Annotated in this window: 13 protein-coding genes and 2 tRNA genes; 4 read left to right on the top strand and 11 right to left on the bottom strand. The window is 60.2% G+C overall.

Features of this window, described 5'->3' with window-relative positions; all coding sequences use genetic code 11:
- Positions 1-3 precede the first annotated feature (3 nt).
- From dnaB to rnr, 7 genes are all read right to left on the bottom strand, one after another.
- On the bottom strand, positions 4-1,398 hold the full coding sequence (gene dnaB, locus ACS5Q8_RS02640; protein WP_276196228.1) for a replicative DNA helicase: 1,395 nt from the start codon (positions 1,396-1,398) through the stop codon (positions 4-6).
- A 111-nt stretch (positions 1,399-1,509) separates the two neighbouring features.
- Positions 1,510-1,956, bottom strand: a complete 447-nt coding sequence (gene rplI / locus ACS5Q8_RS02635; RefSeq protein WP_247399617.1) for a 50S ribosomal protein L9 — start codon at positions 1,954-1,956, stop codon at positions 1,510-1,512.
- 18 nt (positions 1,957-1,974) lie between these two features.
- A complete protein-coding gene (locus ACS5Q8_RS02630) occupies positions 1,975-2,865 on the bottom strand; it encodes a YybS family protein (RefSeq protein ID WP_276196226.1) in 891 nt (296 codons plus the stop codon).
- A gap of 36 nt (positions 2,866-2,901) precedes the next feature.
- The gene (gene rpsR / locus ACS5Q8_RS02625) at positions 2,902-3,132 is read right to left on the bottom strand and encodes a 30S ribosomal protein S18 (RefSeq protein ID WP_002551829.1); all 231 of its coding nucleotides are present in this window, start codon (positions 3,130-3,132) and stop codon (positions 2,902-2,904) included.
- 28 nt (positions 3,133-3,160) lie between these two features.
- Complete coding sequence (gene rpsF / locus ACS5Q8_RS02620; protein WP_226505553.1) at positions 3,161-3,583, bottom strand: 30S ribosomal protein S6; 423 nt, start codon at positions 3,581-3,583, stop codon at positions 3,161-3,163.
- A gap of 309 nt (positions 3,584-3,892) precedes the next feature.
- Positions 3,893-4,648: a 23S rRNA (guanosine(2251)-2'-O)-methyltransferase RlmB gene (rlmB, locus tag ACS5Q8_RS02615; protein WP_465159808.1), complete on the bottom strand. Its 756-nt coding sequence runs from the start codon at positions 4,646-4,648 to the stop codon at positions 3,893-3,895.
- Positions 4,645-7,281, bottom strand: coding sequence for a ribonuclease R (gene rnr, locus ACS5Q8_RS02610; protein ID WP_443694634.1), 2,637 nt, complete (start codon positions 7,279-7,281; stop codon positions 4,645-4,647). The genes rlmB and rnr overlap by 4 nt, the downstream gene beginning before the upstream one ends.
- 224 nt (positions 7,282-7,505) lie before the next feature.
- Between rnr and ACS5Q8_RS02605 the strand changes: the two genes are divergently transcribed.
- Positions 7,506-7,592, top strand: a tRNA-Leu gene (locus tag ACS5Q8_RS02605).
- Positions 7,593-7,601: 9 nt separating this feature from the next.
- Here ACS5Q8_RS02605 and ACS5Q8_RS02600 read toward each other — a convergent pair.
- On the bottom strand, positions 7,602-7,796 hold the full coding sequence (locus ACS5Q8_RS02600) for a hypothetical protein (protein WP_276196078.1): 195 nt from the start codon (positions 7,794-7,796) through the stop codon (positions 7,602-7,604).
- Between ACS5Q8_RS02600 and ACS5Q8_RS02595 the strand changes: the two genes are divergently transcribed.
- The 3 genes from ACS5Q8_RS02595 to ACS5Q8_RS02585 all read left to right on the top strand — a co-directional run bounded on the left by ACS5Q8_RS02595 (position 7,771) and on the right by ACS5Q8_RS02585 (position 10,592).
- Positions 7,771-7,857: transfer RNA gene (locus ACS5Q8_RS02595), tRNA-Leu, on the top strand. The two genes, ACS5Q8_RS02600 and ACS5Q8_RS02595, sit on opposite strands and share 26 nt — an antisense overlap.
- A gap of 144 nt (positions 7,858-8,001) precedes the next feature.
- Entirely contained in the window at positions 8,002-9,027 is a 1,026-nt protein-coding gene (locus ACS5Q8_RS02590; protein WP_276196076.1) for an iron ABC transporter substrate-binding protein, read from the top strand.
- Positions 9,027-10,592 (top strand): ABC transporter permease, encoded by a 1,566-nt coding sequence (locus tag ACS5Q8_RS02585; RefSeq protein WP_426100403.1) that lies wholly within the window; start codon positions 9,027-9,029, stop codon positions 10,590-10,592. Before ACS5Q8_RS02590 ends, ACS5Q8_RS02585 begins: the two co-directional genes overlap by 1 nt.
- A 111-nt stretch (positions 10,593-10,703) precedes the next feature.
- On the opposite strand, the gene ACS5Q8_RS02580 is transcribed toward ACS5Q8_RS02585, so the two are convergent.
- The 3 genes from ACS5Q8_RS02580 to ACS5Q8_RS02570 form a co-directional block, all read right to left on the bottom strand.
- Positions 10,704-12,638, bottom strand: coding sequence for a methyl-accepting chemotaxis protein (locus tag ACS5Q8_RS02580; RefSeq protein WP_276196073.1), 1,935 nt, complete (start codon positions 12,636-12,638; stop codon positions 10,704-10,706).
- Positions 12,639-12,777: 139 nt separating this feature from the next.
- Entirely contained in the window at positions 12,778-14,067 is a 1,290-nt protein-coding gene (locus ACS5Q8_RS02575; protein WP_276196072.1) for an adenylosuccinate synthase, read from the bottom strand.
- Positions 14,068-14,121: 54 nt separating this feature from the next.
- Complete coding sequence (locus ACS5Q8_RS02570; protein WP_276196070.1) at positions 14,122-15,309, bottom strand: ATP phosphoribosyltransferase regulatory subunit; 1,188 nt, start codon at positions 15,307-15,309, stop codon at positions 14,122-14,124.
- Between the last annotated feature and the right edge of the window lie 206 nt (positions 15,310-15,515).

The following is a 15,515-nucleotide window of genomic DNA, read 5'->3' as shown; positions in this document are numbered from 1 at the left end:
CTTTTACTCGTCGTCGAAGTTATAGCTGCCCGGCGCAAGGTTTTCGAAACGGGTGTATTTGCCGATAAAGGCCAGGCGCGTGGTGCCGATGGGGCCGTTACGCTGCTTACCGATGATGATTTCAGCGATGCCCTTATGCTCGGTTTCCGGGTGATAGACCTCATCGCGGTAAACGAACATGATCACGTCAGCATCCTGCTCGATCGCTCCGGATTCCCGCAAGTCAGAGTTGATCGGGCGCTTGTTCGGCCGTTGCTCCAGGGAACGGTTGAGCTGCGACAGGGCAACCACCGGGCAGTTGAATTCCTTGGCCAAGGCTTTCAACGAGCGGGAAATCTCGGAAATCTCGTTGGTACGGCTGTCGCCACTGGAACCTGGGATCTGCATCAACTGCAGGTAGTCGATCATGATCAGGCCGATATCGCCGTGCTCACGCACCAGGCGACGGGTACGTGCGCGCATTTCCGAGGGACTGATACCCGCGGTGTCATCGATAAACAGCTTGCGGTCGTTGAGCAGGTTGACGGCCGAGGTCAGGCGCGGCCAATCGTCGTCTTCCAGACGACCGGCACGCACCTTGGTCTGGTCGATACGCCCCAGGGACGACAACATCCGCATGATCAGCGATTCGCCTGGCATCTCCAGCGAGTAGACCAGTACGGCCTTTTCGCTGCGCAGTACGGCGTTCTCCACCAGGTTCATCGCAAAGGTGGTTTTACCCATGGATGGACGGCCGGCGACGATGATCAGGTCAGACGGTTGCAGGCCGCTGGTCATGCCATCGAGGTCGGTGTAGCCGGTGGACAGGCCGGTGATAGCGTTGTCGGTGTTGAACAGGGTATCGATCCGGTCGATGGCCTTGGTCAACAGGTCGTTGACGCTGACCGGGCCGCCGGTTTTCGGGCGGGCTTCGGCGATCTGGAAAATCTGCCGTTCGGCTTCGTCGAGAATTTCTTCAGCGGTGCGGCCTTCCGGGTTGAAGGCACTGTCAGCGATCTCAGTGGCGATACCGATCAATTGCCGCAGCGTGGCCCGCGCACGGACGATCTGCGCATAGGCCTTGATGTTGGCAACCGACGGCGTGTTTTTCGCCAGTTCGCCCAGGTAGCCCAGGCCGCCGACTTGTGAAGTATGGCCTTCCTTGTCCAGTTGCTCGGCCAGCGTCACCACGTCGATCGGTGAGTTCTGGTCGGCCAGCCGGGCAATGGCGCGGAAGATCAAGCGGTGGTCATGCCGATAGAAATCACCGTCCGAGACTTGATCCAGCACGCGTTCCCAGGCGTTGTTGTCCAGCATCAAACCACCGAGCACGGCCTGTTCGGCCTCGATGGAATGCGGCGGCACCTTCAGGGCAGCGGTTTGCAGATCGTATTGCTCAGGAGCTGAAATATCGTTCATGGCCACTTGGAATTAGGGGGTGTGTAAAAAAACAAAAGGCACGACCTGTAAACAGGATCGTGCCCGATGTTAACCGCCTGGCACGCGAGGTGCCAGTCAGTTAGGTGTTGCTTAAGCTGCTACCACGACAACGCGTACGGTGGCTTCAACTTCAGCGTGCAGATGCACGGCTACGTCGAATTCACCTACGTTGCGGATGGTGCCGTTCGGCAGACGAACTTCGCTTTTCGCAACTTCAACGCCGGAGGCGGTCAGTGCGTCAGCGATGTCGTGGGTGCCGATCGAACCGAACAGCTTGCCTTCGTCACCGGCGGTGGCAGTGATAGTCACTTCCAGCTCAGCCAGTTGGGCAGCGCGAGTTTCGGCCGAAGCTTTTTTGTCTGCTGCTGCTTTTTCCAGGTCAGCACGACGCTCTTCAAACGCAGCCAGGTTGGCAGCGGTTGCAGCGGTGGCTTTGCCGTATGGCAGCAGGTAGTTACGACCGTAGCCGGCCTTAACGTTTACTTTGTCGCCCAGGTTGCCCAGGTTGGCGACTTTTTCCAGAAGGATCAGTTGCATGTGAAAATCCTCTAACTTTTAACCTTCACCGTTCGCGTTATCGGCGTCTTTGGACGCGAGACGACCGCGAATATCAATCAGGCTATCGACAATGGCCAAGACCACGAATAACGGACCGATCAAGTGCATGAGCGGCAAGACCGTGACGTAAAACCCCACCAGCCAGAAACTGGCCAATTTTTTCTGCGCGACCAGTCCATGCAGCAAAGACAGCCCAGCGAAGAACAGCGGCACACTGCACAGCGGCAACAGGATCAAGGCGTTCCACCCGATAAGCGGAGCAACACACATGACGGCCAGCAGTGACAGCGCAACGCGCTTGGGGATTCGGATTGCGCGAAACTCGCGTCCGAAACCACCGGGGTTATACAACAACGCCTGCCAGTAGCGCCCAAGAATCAGGCACAACACACTAAAGATCTGCAACGAAACCGCCGTCGAAATGATCATCAGTGGGACCGTCAGTGAAGCGAGAACTGCTTTCTGGTCTGCCGAGAGTTTCTCGTAAGACTCACCCATCACCAGCGGCATAACGTGTTGAAACGTCTGCGCCAATGATTCGATGAAGGAACCGAATACGGTTCCCAGACTCACCGCACACAACAATCCCACGGCCGTGCTGACCAGCAGCACGCGATTCCAGGAGTAACCGGCGCGTAAAACCAACGCCAGACCGCAAGTCCCGAGCAGCACCAAAAGGGCCGTTGGATCTTGCAGGAAGTGCCAGCTCACCAACACTGACAACACGCCTACACCCAGGACGCTCAAGGCGTCCGAACCGCGCCGCAGCAGCACAAGGCAAACCGCGGCGGCACTCAACCAAAACAACAACGGCAACACTGCAGCTCCAGCCACTACCAGAGTGGCCTGCACACGACCGCGCATGATGAACTCAGCTAAGGCGCGCATGCATTCAATCCCTTACTACTTGTCGACTGCCCGGTCTCAGCGGCCGTGGCTGTCGGTGTAGGCCAGCAGGGCCAGGAAGCGGGCGCGCTTGATAGCGGTGGCCAGCTGACGCTGATAACGTGCTTTGGTACCGGTGATACGGCTTGGAACGATTTTGCCGGTCTCGGATACGTAGGCTTTCAGAGTGTTGAGATCTTTGTAATCGATCTCTTTCACGTCTTCAGCGGTGAAGCGGCAGAATTTACGACGACGGAAGAAACGTGCCATTTGATAGGCTCCTTAAAAGGTCCGTGGATTACTCGTCAGCGTTATCGCTGTTGTCGCTGTCATCACTATCAGCGCTTTCAGCGCCTTCGTGCTCAGGACGGTCGCGACGCTCACGGCGCTCACTGCGGTTTTCTTCAGCCTTGAGCATCTCGGATTGGCCGGTAACGGCTTCTTCGCGACGGATGACCAGGTTACGGATCACAGCATCGTTGTAGCGGAAGTTGTCTTCCAGCTCGGACAGAGCCTTGCCAGTGCATTCAACGTTCAGCATCACGTAGTGAGCCTTGTGAACATTGTTGATTGCATAGGCCAGTTGACGACGGCCCCAATCTTCCAGACGGTGGATTTTGCCGCCGTCTTCTTCGATCAGCTTGGTGTAACGCTCTACCATGCCGCCGACTTGCTCGCTTTGATCCGGGTGGACCAAAAAGATGATTTCGTAATGACGCATGAATGCTCCTTACGGGTTGTAGCCTGCCGCTCAAAAACGGTCAGACAAGGAGTGAATGACACTTATGGATCTTGCCGCAGGGAGGCACATCGGTGCCTGCCAGGAAGGCAAGGGGCGCAATTGTAGAGAAGGGGGAGGACGGGCGCAAGGTGATTGGTGATTATTTGAACAATCATCCAGACACCTCAAAACAAATGTGGGAGGGGGCTTGCTCCCGATTGCGGTTTATCAGTGACACAATGTGTGACTGCCTTACCGCTATCGGGAGCAAGCACCCTCCCACATTTTGCATCTATGCCAGACTCAAAATTACTTCTTGGTCTTGGCCTTGGCGCCGCGCTGGCGTCGGGCTTCAAACAAGCACACACCCGTCGCAACAGACACATTGAGGCTACTAACGCTACCGGCCATTGGCAGGTGAACCAGATAATCACAATGCTCGCGGGTCAGGCGACGCATGCCTTTGCCTTCGGCGCCCATGATCAGGATGGTCGGGCCGGTGAGGTCTTGGTCATAAATGCTGACCTCCGCCTCCCCCGCCGTACCCACGACCCACAGGCCGCGCTGCTGGAGTTTCTCCAGGGTGCGCGCGAGGTTGGTCACGGCCACCAGCGGAATCACTTCCGCCGCCCCGCACGCGACTTTACGCACAACCGGCGTCAACGTGGCCGACTTGTCCTTGGGCACGATCACCGCCAGCGCACCAGCAGCATCCGCCGAACGCAGGCAGGCGCCGAGATTGTGCGGGTCGGTCACGCCGTCCAGCACCAGCAACAGCGGTGGGCCTTCGGTCCGGTCGAGCAACTCGTCGAGCATGGCCTCGCCCCATATCTGGCTCGGGCTGACATCCGCGACGACGCCTTGGTGAACGCCTTCAACCCACACGTCCATTTCGCGACGCTCGGCCTGACCGATCGCTACGCGGTTTTCGTTGGCCAACTCGACCAACGCCTGCACGCGCGGCTCGCTGCGACCTTCCGCCAGCCAAACCTGCTTGACGCGTTTAGGGTGATGACGCAGCAGTGCTTCTACGGCGTGGACGCCGTAGATTTTTTCCAGACTCATGACTTGGCCTTAGGTTTACGCGACCCGCCGCTTTTCGCGGGAGCCGAACCCGCTTTGGGCGGGCCTTTACGATGTTTACTGGGCTTGCTCGACGGTTTTTCCGCCCCTTGGGACTTTCCCCCAGACGCCGCTTTACCACCGCTTTTGGCTTCGCTGAGCAACTGCTGCTTCAACTCACGGCTCTTGCGCAGCTCGGCGTTTTTCGCCGCTGCATCGCTCGGGCGGTAGGCTTCAGGGGCCTTGTCCTTGGCAGCCGGACGACGACCAGCCTTCGCCGGCGCAGGCTCGGTGGCGGCAGCTTTCGCAGGAGCACCCTTGCCTTTGGTGGCCGGAGCGGCGGTTTCGCTGCCACGCTTTTTACGGCCGATCGGCGCGGCGATGGTTTTTTCGGCCATCTCGAAGTCGATCTTGCGCTCGTCCAGGTCGACGCGCATCACGCGCACTTCGACGGTGTCGCCCAAGCGGAAGCTGCGACCGGTACGCTCGCCCGCCAGGCGGTGATGCACAGGATCGAAGTGGTAGTAGTCACCCGGCAAGGCGGTGACATGCACCAGGCCCTCGACGTAGATATCGGTCAGTTCGACAAACAGACCAAAGCCGGTCACTGCCGTGATCACGCCTGGGAACGACTCGCCTACGCGGTCTTTCATGAACTCGCACTTGAGCCAGTTCACAACGTCGCGGGTGGCTTCGTCGGCACGGCGCTCGCTCATGGAGCACTGCTCCCCGAGCTGTTCCAGGGCCGCTTCGTCGTATGGATAGATCCGCGCCTTCGGAATGGTCATGGCACCGGCGCGCTTGACGTGCGGGGTGTCCTGCTTGGAGTGGATCACGCTGCGGATCGCGCGGTGCGTGAGCAAGTCCGGGTAACGCCGGATCGGCGACGTGAAGTGGGTGTACGCCTCGTAATTCAGGCCGAAGTGGCCCTGGTTGTCGGCGCTGTACACCGCCTGGCTCAGGGAACGCAGCATCACGGTCTGGATCAGGTGGAAATCCGGACGGTCCTTGATGCTGGCCAGCAGTGCCTGGTAATCCTTCGGCGACGGGCCATCCTTGCCTTTGTGCAGGGACAGGCCGAGCTCGCCGAGGAAGGCGCGCAGTTTTTCCAGACGCTCCGGCGGCGGACCATCATGCACCCGGTACAGCGCAGGAATTTCGTGCTTCTTCAGGAATTCTGCGGTGGCCACGTTGGCCGCCAGCATGCATTCCTCGATCAGCTTGTGCGCGTCGTTGCGGGTGGTCGGGGTGATCTCGGCGATCTTGCGCTCGGAACCGAAAATGATCCGGGTTTCCTGGGTCTCAAAATCGATCGCACCACGCACATGGCGTGCGCCCAGCAGCACCTTGTACAGCGCATACAGCTGCTTGAGATGCGGCACCACACCGGCGTATTCAGTACGCAAGGCCTTGGCTTCGCTGGTCTTCGGCGCTTCCAGGATGGTGCTGACCTTGTTGTAGGTCAGGCGCGCCTGGGAGTAGATCACCGCTTCGTAGAACTGGTAGTCGGTCATTTCGCCGGTTTTCGAGATGGTCATCTCGCACACCATGGCCAAACGGTCGACTTTCGGGTTCAGCGAGCACAGGCCGTTGGACAACTGCTCAGGCAGCATCGGGATCACACGCTCAGGAAAGTACACGGAGTTGCCGCGCACCTGAGCTTCGTTATCCAGCGCCGAACCGATCTTCACGTAGCTGGAGACGTCGGCAATCGCCACGTACAACTTCCAGCCACCCGAGAACAGGCGCAGCTTGCCAGGCTTGGCTTCGCAATACACCGCATCGTCGAAGTCGCGGGCGTCTTCGCCGTCGATGGTGACGAACGGCAGATGGCGCAGGTCAATGCGCTTCTCTTTGTCCTTATCTTCGACTTCCGGCTTGAGCTTGGCGGCTTCCTTGAGCACGGCGTCAGGCCACACGTGAGGAATATCGTAGGTGCGCAGCGCGACGTCGATTTCCATGCCCGGCGCCATGTAGTTGCCGACCACTTCGACGATATCGCCCTGGGGCTGGAAGCGCGGGGTTGGCCAGTGAGTGATTTTCACCTCCACGAACTGACCGACCTTGGCGGCGCCATTGCGGCCCGGGGTCACCAGCACTTCCTGCTGGACCTTCGGGTTGTCCGGAATGACGAAGCCGATGCCGCCTTCTTCGAAGTAACGCCCGACGATGGACTCATGGGCACGGGACACTACTTCGACGATCACGCCTTCACGGCGGCCGCGACGGTCCAGGCCCGACACGCGCGCCAACGCACGGTCGCCATCGAACACCAGGCGCATTTGCGCCGGGCTCATGAACAGGTCGTCGCTGCCGTCATCCGGGATCAGGAAGCCGAAGCCGTCACGGTGGCCAGCAATGCGGCCCAGGATCAGGTCGAGCTTGTCCACGGGCGCATACGTGCCACGGCGGGTGTAGATCAACTGAGCATCGCGCTCCATGGCACGCAGGCGGCGGCGCAGGGCTTCGAGCTGGTCTTCGGTGGTCAGACCGAACTCTTCAACCAACTGCTCGCGGCTAGCAGGCGAACCACGATCGGCGAGATGCGCCAGGATCAGTTCGCGGCTAGGAATAGGGTTTTCATATTTTTCCGCTTCACGAGCGGCCTCGGGATCGAGGGACTGCCAATCGGCCATTAGAGAGTTTTCACCTTGTCTATATGTGGGTTAGTTTGGCATACGCGTATTGAAACGGGAAATTTCAGGCGTCAACAAGCGTTTTAAAACACTTTGCAGCCCCCAAGACGCACCTTGCACGACCATTGGCGAAATTTTCCAGGCTTTTTTCATGGCGGGGGTTTACAGTTCAAAAACCACTCCGTATAGTGCGCGCCATCGACGACGGCAACGTTGTTGATGCTGCCCAGGTGGTGAAATTGGTAGACACGCCAGCTTCAGGTGCTGGTGATCGCAAGGTCGTGGAAGTTCGAGTCTTCTCCTGGGCACCAATTTCAAACTCAAGGTTCAACCTTGAGTCTCCCAAAAACCCGCGAAAGCGGGTTTTTGCGTTTCAGGCCTTTGATTTTTAAAGCAAATCCCGATTTATTTTTTTGAATCAGGGGTTTACAGATCAAAAAGCCCGCCGTATAGTTCGCTCCATCGACAGCGGCAACGTTGCTTGATAATGCCCAGGTGGTGAAATTGGTAGACACGCCAGCTTCAGGTGCTGGTGATCGCAAGGTCGTGGAAGTTCGAGTCTTCTCCTGGGCACCAAATTCAGATCAAACCCGCGAAAGCGGGTTTTTTCGTTTCCGGGGCATGAAAACTTCCCCATCGATTTCCCCCTCGTCCGCACTTGAGAAGCTTTATCGTTTATCCTTGCAACGATTTGTTGCACTCAAGCGAGGAAACTTCCGGATGATGATCCGCGACACCCATCTCAAGACATCTCTTCTGCGCGGCCTGAGCATCACTCTGCTCGGCCTGACCCTGCTCTCGCCCGCGGCCTATTGCGCCGACAAAATCTCCCTAACCCTGTACAACGGCCAACACAAAGAAGTCGGCGATGACCTCGCCAAGGCCTTCGAAGCCAAGACCGGCATCCACGTCAATGTGCGCAAAGGCAGCAGCAACCAGTTGGCCAGCCAGGTCGTCGAAGAAGGCGAGCGCTCCCCGGCCGACGTTATCTACACAGAAGAATCGCCGCCGCTGAACAAACTCGGCGAGCAAGGCCTGCTGGCAAAAATCGACGCCAGCACGCTCGATGTATTACCCAAGGACTATGTCAGCAGGAATGGCGACTGGATGGGTGTGACCGCACGCACCCGCGTCGTAGCCTTCAACCCGAAACTGATTGCCGAGAAAGACCTGCCCAAGTCGGTGCTGGATTTCGCCCGCCCCGAATGGCAAGGCAAGGTCGGCTTCGTACCCACCAGCGGCGCGTTCCAGGAGCAGGCCGTGGCGATCATCACGCTGCACGGTCGTGAGGCCGCCGAAGAATGGCTGACCGGCCTGCGCGCCTTCGGCAAGGTGTACAGCAACAACATGGTCGCCCTCAAAGCCGTGGAAAACGGCGAAGTCGCCACCGTTCTGGTGAATAACTACTACTGGTTTGCCCTGAAGAAGGAAAAAACCAACCTGGACTCGCAGTTGCACTACTTCACCAATGGCGATGCTGGCGGCCTGATCACCGTGTCTTCCGCTGCCGCGCTGAAATCCAGCAAGCACCCGAAAGAAGCCCAACAACTGCTGGCGTTCATGACCAGTGAAGAAGGCCAGCGCGTGATCACCAACACCTCGGCAGAATACCCGCTGCGCAAGGGCATGGAGTCCAATCGCGGCCTCAAGCCGTTCAGCGAGCTGCAACCGCCGAAAGTCACCCCCGCCGACCTGGGCAACGCTGAAGAAGCCCTGGAAATGGAACGTGACGTTGGCCTGAACTGATGAACCCATCGCTCCCCACCCCGGCCTTGCGCGGGGGTTACAGCCCGAGGCGCAAGCGTCCTTCGATCTGGCTGTTGCTGCCCGTGCTGCTTCTGGTTGGCTTGAGCCTGCTGCCGCTGGCGTATGTCGGGCTCAAAGCCTGGCAAGCCGGCTGGGCGGAAGCGGTGCATCTGCTGTGGCGGCCGTATGTGTTCGGGCTGCTGCGCAACACCCTGGCCCTGATGATTGGAGTGACGGTGGCGTGCGGCGTGATTGGCCTGTCCCTGGCCTGGCTGCTGGAGCGTAGCAACCTACCGGGGCGCCGCCTGTGGGGCGTGATCCTGTGCCTGCCGTTTGCGGTGCCGGCGTTTGTCAGCAGCTTTACCTGGGTGTCGCTGAGCGCCAACTTCGAAGGGCTCGGCGGGGCGATCCTGGTGATGACCCTGTCCAAATACCCGCTGGTGTTTCTACCCGTGGCGGCGACCCTGCGCAATCTCGACCCCTCCCTTGAAGAGTCTGCGCGCACCCTGGGACTGAATCGCTGGGGCGTGTTCTGGCGCATCACTTTGCCCTTGCTGTGGCCGTCACTGCTGGCCGGGGCACTGCTGATCGCGCTGCATATGCTGGTGGAGTTCGGCGCGCTGTCGATCATCGGCCTGCAGACCTTTACCACAGCGATCTACCAGCAATTCGAACTGGAATTCAGCAATGCCAATGCCGCGATGTTGTCGGCGGTGTTGCTGGCGATGTGCCTGACGCTGCTGTGGCTGGAGTTGCGCGTGCGCGGCAAGGGTCGACATGTGCGTATCGGCCAGGGTGCGGCGCGGCATGCGGAGCAGGTTCGACTGGGCAAGTGGGCGCCGCTGGGGCAGCTGTATTGCCTGGCGCTGGCGATCATCGGCAGCGGCATTCCATTGGGGATGCTCGGCTATTGGCTGGCGGTAGGCTCGTCGGCCGCGTTCCCGGTGACCGAAATTGGCCAGGCGTTGCTGTCCTCCCTGGCGCTGTCGCTGGCTGGCGCGGCACTGTGCCTGGTACTCGCGGTGCCGGTGGGGTTGTTGGTGGTGCGCTATAAAGGCCATCTGGCGATTTGGGCCGAGCGCCTGCCGTACTTGCTGCACGCCCTGCCCGGCCTGGTGATTGCACTGACACTGGTGTACTTCGCCTTGCATTACGTGCCGGCGCTGTACCAGACGTCAGCACTGTTGCTGATTGCTTATGCGCTGCTGTTTTTGCCATTGGCCCAGGCGCCGATTCGCACAGCCCTGAACAAGGCTGCGCCGCAATTGGAGGAAGCCGCTCGCACACTGGGTGCTTCATCGTTCAGCGCTTTTTGCCGGGTGACCTTGCCGATTATTTTCCCGGCATTGGGTGCGGCGTTCGCGCTGGTGTTTCTCGATGCGATGAAGGAATTGACGGCGACGTTGCTACTGAGCCCGACCGGGTTGAATACCCTGGCGACCGCCGTGTGGGCGCATACCTCGAACGTGGAGTTCGCGGCGGCAGCGCCTTATGCAGGGTTGTTGATTCTGGTGTCGGGGTTGCCGGTTTATTTGCTCACCACTCGGATGTATTTGAGCCGCTGAAACCGCTATCGGGGGCAAGCCCCCCCTCCCACATTCGGCCGCATTCCAAATGCTGGAACTCGGTCAACTGTGGGAGGGGGCTTGCTCCCGATGGCGGCGGCACAGACAACACTAAGCCCGGAACTGCCCCAGGCTCGCCTTCAACTGCGCCGCCAAACCATCCAGCACCTTGCCACTGGCCGTGGTTTCCACCACAGCCTGCGCGGCACGCTCGGCCTGAGCGTGAATCACCTCGACCCGCCCACGTACCGCATGCGCGCCCCGAGCTTGATGCTCAGCCGCACGAGTGGCCAGGCCAATCGCCGCGTGTACCTGCTCCACCGAGACCTGCACCGTCTGCTGCAAGCGCACACTGTCGCGCAGCACCAGCAAGCCCTCGTTGGCCTGGCGCCCTGCCTTGCCGATGGTTTCGACCGCCTCGCGAGCGCCCTGCTGCAACGCCACGATATGCGCCTGAATATCACCGGTGGAGCTCTGGGTTTTACTCGCCAGCGCACGCACCTCGTCTGCCACCACCGCAAAGCCACGCCCGGTCTCACCGGCACGCGCCGCTTCGATGGCCGCGTTGAGCGCCAGCAGGTTGGTCTGCTCGGCGATGCCGTGGATCACTGTCAGCACCACTTCGATCTGCTCGCTTTGCGCTGCCAGGCGCTCGATGACTTTGGAACCGGCCTGCACCTGGCCCGCCAGCGCTTCGATCAAGCTGCCCACTTCAGCCGACGTGCGTGAGTTTTCATCCGTAGCCTGGCGAATATCCACCACCTGCTGCAGCGCGGCCTGCATCGCATGGCTTTCGGCCTGGGCCTCATCGGCCATCTGCGACAGCGCGCGCAGGCTCTCGGCCACTTCGTCGCGCTGCAAACCCGCCGCCGCGTCGGCGCCGGCATTGCGCAAGGTCATCGCGCCGATTTCCACACCGGTACGCTGCGCCACATCGCCGGCCTCGCGCACGATGGGCTGCAACTTATCCACAAAGCGATTGACCGCGGAGGCCATGTCGCCGATCTCATCTTTGCTGTTGATCTGCACGCGCTTGGTCAGGTCACCCTCGCCCGCCGCCAGGTCATCCATGGCCGCGATCAACAGTTTCAGACGATTAACCACGCGCCGCCCGAGCACCACCGCGATCAGCAGCAAGACACCAAAACCGACCACCGCGAGCCCCATGCCGATGCGCCAGCGCAGCGTACCCGCCGCTTCTTGCACGACACTCGTGGTGTTGGCGGTCATCTGGGTAGCGGTCGCCTGCGCCGATTGCAACCTCGCGCCCATGGCGGCAGCACTATCCGCCGCAGCGCCCTTGAGGCTGTCACCCACCAACTGATCGCCGCTGGCAATCAGTGCCGCAAAGCGCTTATCCAGCGCCAGCAGGTCGGCCTCTACCGACGCGGTCGAGACGCCCATGCGGACCTTGCCGATCTCGACACCGTTGGGGCTGATGGACGCTTCGACGTAGTACACGGAGGCGTCCGCCTTGGCGGCGTCCAGCACTTTATCGAGAGCACGGTCGCCCTTGCCCTTTTCCAGCAAAGCCTGGTTGATCGGGTTTTCCCGGTTCAGATAGCGCGTCAGATGCTCACCGGCAGCGTCGTCATACACCACGAACAACACGTTGGGATTGCGCTGGGCCCGTCGGGCGAACTCCGACAGCGTCGGCACATCGTTGTCCCACATGGCACGGGGCGCCACGGAGGCCAGCAATTGCGCCATGTCATTAGCGGAGTCTTGCAGGTCTTTTTCCAGGGTCGCACGCAGTTGCTTCTGCTCTTCCTGCAGGCGCGCGGAAAGCCCAGCAGTCAGACGCTGACGGGTGCTGCTGGACAAGCTGTCCAGGCTGGATGTGACTTCTTTGCCAGCCTGGGCCAATTCGCTCGACAGTTTCTGACTGTCGAGCCCCAGGCGATTGCCCAAATCAGCTTCCAGCGCCGTGACTGTGCTCCGAGTTAGAGCAACCGCCACCAGCACTTGCACCAAAAGAGCGATACCTAGGGTAACGAACACCGGCCGCAACAGTCGACTTTGTAACAATGAGAGAACGGCAGACATCGGGAATCCCTCCACCACGGGTGCCATTAATTTGATAGCACCGCGAAAAAAGGAAATACAGCAAGGGTCGTGCCGTTTGGCGAACTGAAACGACAAAGGGCTCCCGAAGGAGCCCTTTGCTTTTTACATCAACAGCTTATTAAGCGAACGGGTGACGCAGAACGATGGTCTCGTTGCGGTCCGGGCCCGTCGAAATAATGTCAATCGGCGCGCCGATCAGCTCTTCAACGCGCTTGATGTAAGCACGCGCATTGGCTGGCAGCTCTTCCAGGGTTTTGACACCCACGGTCGATTCGGTCCAGCCTGGCACTTCTTCGTACACCGGCTGCAGACCCACGTAACTGTCAGCGTCAGTCGGAGCAACGCTCTTACCTTCTGCATCTTTGTAGCCGACGCAGATGTTGATGGTTTCCAGACCGTCGAGCACGTCCAGCTTGGTCAGGCAGATACCCGAGATGCTGTTCACATCGATAGCACGACGCAGGATAACGGCATCGAACCAGCCACAACGACGAGCACGGCCGGTGGTTGCGCCGAACTCGTGACCTTGCTTGGCCAGGTGTGCACCGACTTCGTCGAACAGCTCAGTCGGGAATGGACCCGAACCGACGCGAGTGGTGTAAGCCTTGGTAATGCCCAGGATGTAGTCCAGGAACATAGGGCCAACACCCGAACCGGTAGCCACGCCACCAGCGGTAGTGTTGGAGCTGGTCACATACGGGTAGGTACCGTGGTCGATGTCCAGCAACGAGCCTTGAGCGCCTTCGAACATGATGTCTTTGCCAGCACGACGCAGGTCGTGCAGCTCGGCGGTCACGTCGAGCATCAGCGGCTTGAGCAGCTCAGCGTATTCCTTGCATTCGGCCAGGGTCTTGTCGAATTCGATGGCTGGCTCTTTGTAGTAACCCACCAACATGAAGTTGTGGTATTCCACCAGTTCGCGCAGTTTGTCTTCAAAGCGCGGCATGTTGAGCAGGTCGCCAACACGCAGGCCGCGACGCGCGACTTTATCTTCATAGGCCGGGCCGATACCGCGACCGGTGGTGCCGATCTTCAGCTCGCCACGCGCCTTTTCACGGGCCTGGTCCAGCGCAACGTGGAAGGACAGGATCAGCGGGCAGGACGGGCTGATACGCAGGCGCTCGCGCACCGGTACGCCTTTCTCTTCCAGTTTGGTGATCTCGCGCAGCAGGGCATCCGGTGCAACCACGACGCCGTTGCCGATCAGGCACTGCACGCCTTCGCGCAGTACGCCCGACGGGATCAGGTGCAAGACGGTTTTTTCGCCATCGATGACCAGGGTGTGGCCAGCGTTGTGGCCGCCTTGGTAGCGCACTACGGCGGCAGCATGTTCGGTCAGCAGATCAACGATCTTGCCTTTGCCCTCATCACCCCATTGGGTGCCCAGGACTACGACATTCTTACCCATAACACTTGTCCTCATTCGCGCAAACTTGGTGCCGGCGTTGGCCGGCAGGAAAACTCAAGAAGCCAGTGGCGATACTTGCCAAAGCCCGTTCTGCAGAATCAATTGCCGGTCGCAGTCCGCTTCACGGGCGGCGGCCAATGGTTGCCCAGGCAAAGCCTGGACGACACGCTGACCCTCACCGCGCAACTGGCAAACCTGCTGCCAGAGTGCTGCATCCGTACTGTCGGGCATCCAGATGCCACCAGACGGCAGCTCGACCTCAGCACGCCCCAGGGTCACCAGGGTTTTCAAATCGGTGGAGAAACCGGTGGCCGGACGCGCACGACCGAAGTCGGCGCCGATATCGTCATAGCGACCGCCTTGGGCGATGGCTTGGCCAACACCCGGCACAAACACCGCGAACACCACACCGGTGTGGTAGTGGTAGCCGCGCAACTCGCCCAGGTCGAAATACAGCGGGAGTTGCGGGAACCGTGCCGACAACTGCTCTGCAATCGCCAGCACGTCATCCAGTGCCGCCAATACCGGCGCCGGCGCATTGGCCAGGCGCTCACGTGCAGCATCCAGAACTTCGCGGCTGCCGCACAGGTTCACCAACGCGCGCAGCATGTCAGCCAGTTCGGCCGGCACGCCTTCGGTCAGGGCAATGACTTCGTCGATCGCCTTGCGCTGCAGGGCATCGAACAACTGTTGTTCCACTTCACCGGACAACCCCGCCGCACGGGCCAGGCCACGGTAGATACCAACGTGGCCCAGGTCCATGTGGACATCCGGCACGTCAGCCAGTTGCAGCATGGCCAGCATCAGGCTGATGACTTCCACGTCACTGCTCGGGCTGGCATCGCCGTATAACTCGGCGCCCAACTGGATCGGGCTGCGCGACGACGACAACGCCCGCGGCTTTGCATGCAGCACGCTGCCGGCGTAGCACAGACGGCTCGGGCCTTCGCGACGCAGGGTGTGCGCATCGATGCGCGCCACTTGCGGCGTGATGTCGGCACGGAACCCCATTTGCCGGCCCGATTGCGGGTCGATGACCTTGAAGGTGCGCAGATCCAGGTCCTGGCCCGCGCCGGTCAGCAGGGATTCCAGGTACTCGATATGGGGGGTCACGACAAACTCGTAACCCCAGCTCTGGAACAGATCCAACACCTGGCGACGCGCAACTTCAATGCGCGCAGCTTCTGGTGGCAGTACTTCTTCGATGCCATCTGGCAGCAGCCAGCGGTCTACCGTTGCCATTACGCCATTCCCCTATGATCCGGGCGGCCAACCCTCGGCCGAGCCTTGAGTGAAGCAGAAAATGCCCGCCCCTGGCATAAACCACGCGCAAGAGCGACGTGACGAACGGCCTGCAAACGGCCTCGTCGGGCACTTTCCTCGAAAAACCTGTCGCGCCTGCCGAATCAAACATGCAGACGCAAAAAAGCCGGGAATTTCCCGGCTGC

The sequence above is a fragment of the Pseudomonas sp. PAMC25584 genome (genome assembly GCF_058135675.1).
The sequence above is the reverse complement of the archived record's forward strand: the minus strand, read 5'-3'. Positions and strand labels throughout refer to the sequence as shown.

What these genes read in the sequence shown, in the direction of transcription:
- ACS5Q8_RS02580 (WP_276196073.1), bottom strand. Translation starts at nt 12,638, where the DNA reads ATGTCTGCCGTTCTCTCATTGTTACAAAGTCGACTGTTGCGGCCGGTG.
- rpsF (WP_226505553.1), bottom strand. Translation starts at nt 3,583, where the DNA reads ATGCGTCATTACGAAATCATCTTTTTGGTCCACCCGGATCAAAGCGAG.
- ACS5Q8_RS02630 (WP_276196226.1), bottom strand. Translation starts at nt 2,865, where the DNA reads ATGCGCGCCTTAGCTGAGTTCATCATGCGCGGTCGTGTGCAGGCCACT.
- dnaB (WP_276196228.1), bottom strand. Translation starts at nt 1,398, where the DNA reads ATGAACGATATTTCAGCTCCTGAGCAATACGATCTGCAAACCGCTGCC.
- rnr (WP_443694634.1), bottom strand. Translation starts at nt 7,281, where the DNA reads ATGGCCGATTGGCAGTCCCTCGATCCCGAGGCCGCTCGTGAAGCGGAA.
- ACS5Q8_RS02570 (WP_276196070.1), bottom strand. Translation starts at nt 15,309, where the DNA reads ATGGCAACGGTAGACCGCTGGCTGCTGCCAGATGGCATCGAAGAAGTA.
- rlmB (WP_465159808.1), bottom strand. Translation starts at nt 4,648, where the DNA reads ATGAGTCTGGAAAAAATCTACGGCGTCCACGCCGTAGAAGCACTGCTG.
- ACS5Q8_RS02590 (WP_276196076.1), top strand. Translation starts at nt 8,002, where the DNA reads ATGATGATCCGCGACACCCATCTCAAGACATCTCTTCTGCGCGGCCTG.
- ACS5Q8_RS02575 (WP_276196072.1), bottom strand. Translation starts at nt 14,067, where the DNA reads ATGGGTAAGAATGTCGTAGTCCTGGGCACCCAATGGGGTGATGAGGGC.
- rplI (WP_247399617.1), bottom strand. Translation starts at nt 1,956, where the DNA reads ATGCAACTGATCCTTCTGGAAAAAGTCGCCAACCTGGGCAACCTGGGC.
- ACS5Q8_RS02585 (WP_426100403.1), top strand. Translation starts at nt 9,027, where the DNA reads ATGAACCCATCGCTCCCCACCCCGGCCTTGCGCGGGGGTTACAGCCCG.
- rpsR (WP_002551829.1), bottom strand. Translation starts at nt 3,132, where the DNA reads ATGGCACGTTTCTTCCGTCGTCGTAAATTCTGCCGCTTCACCGCTGAA.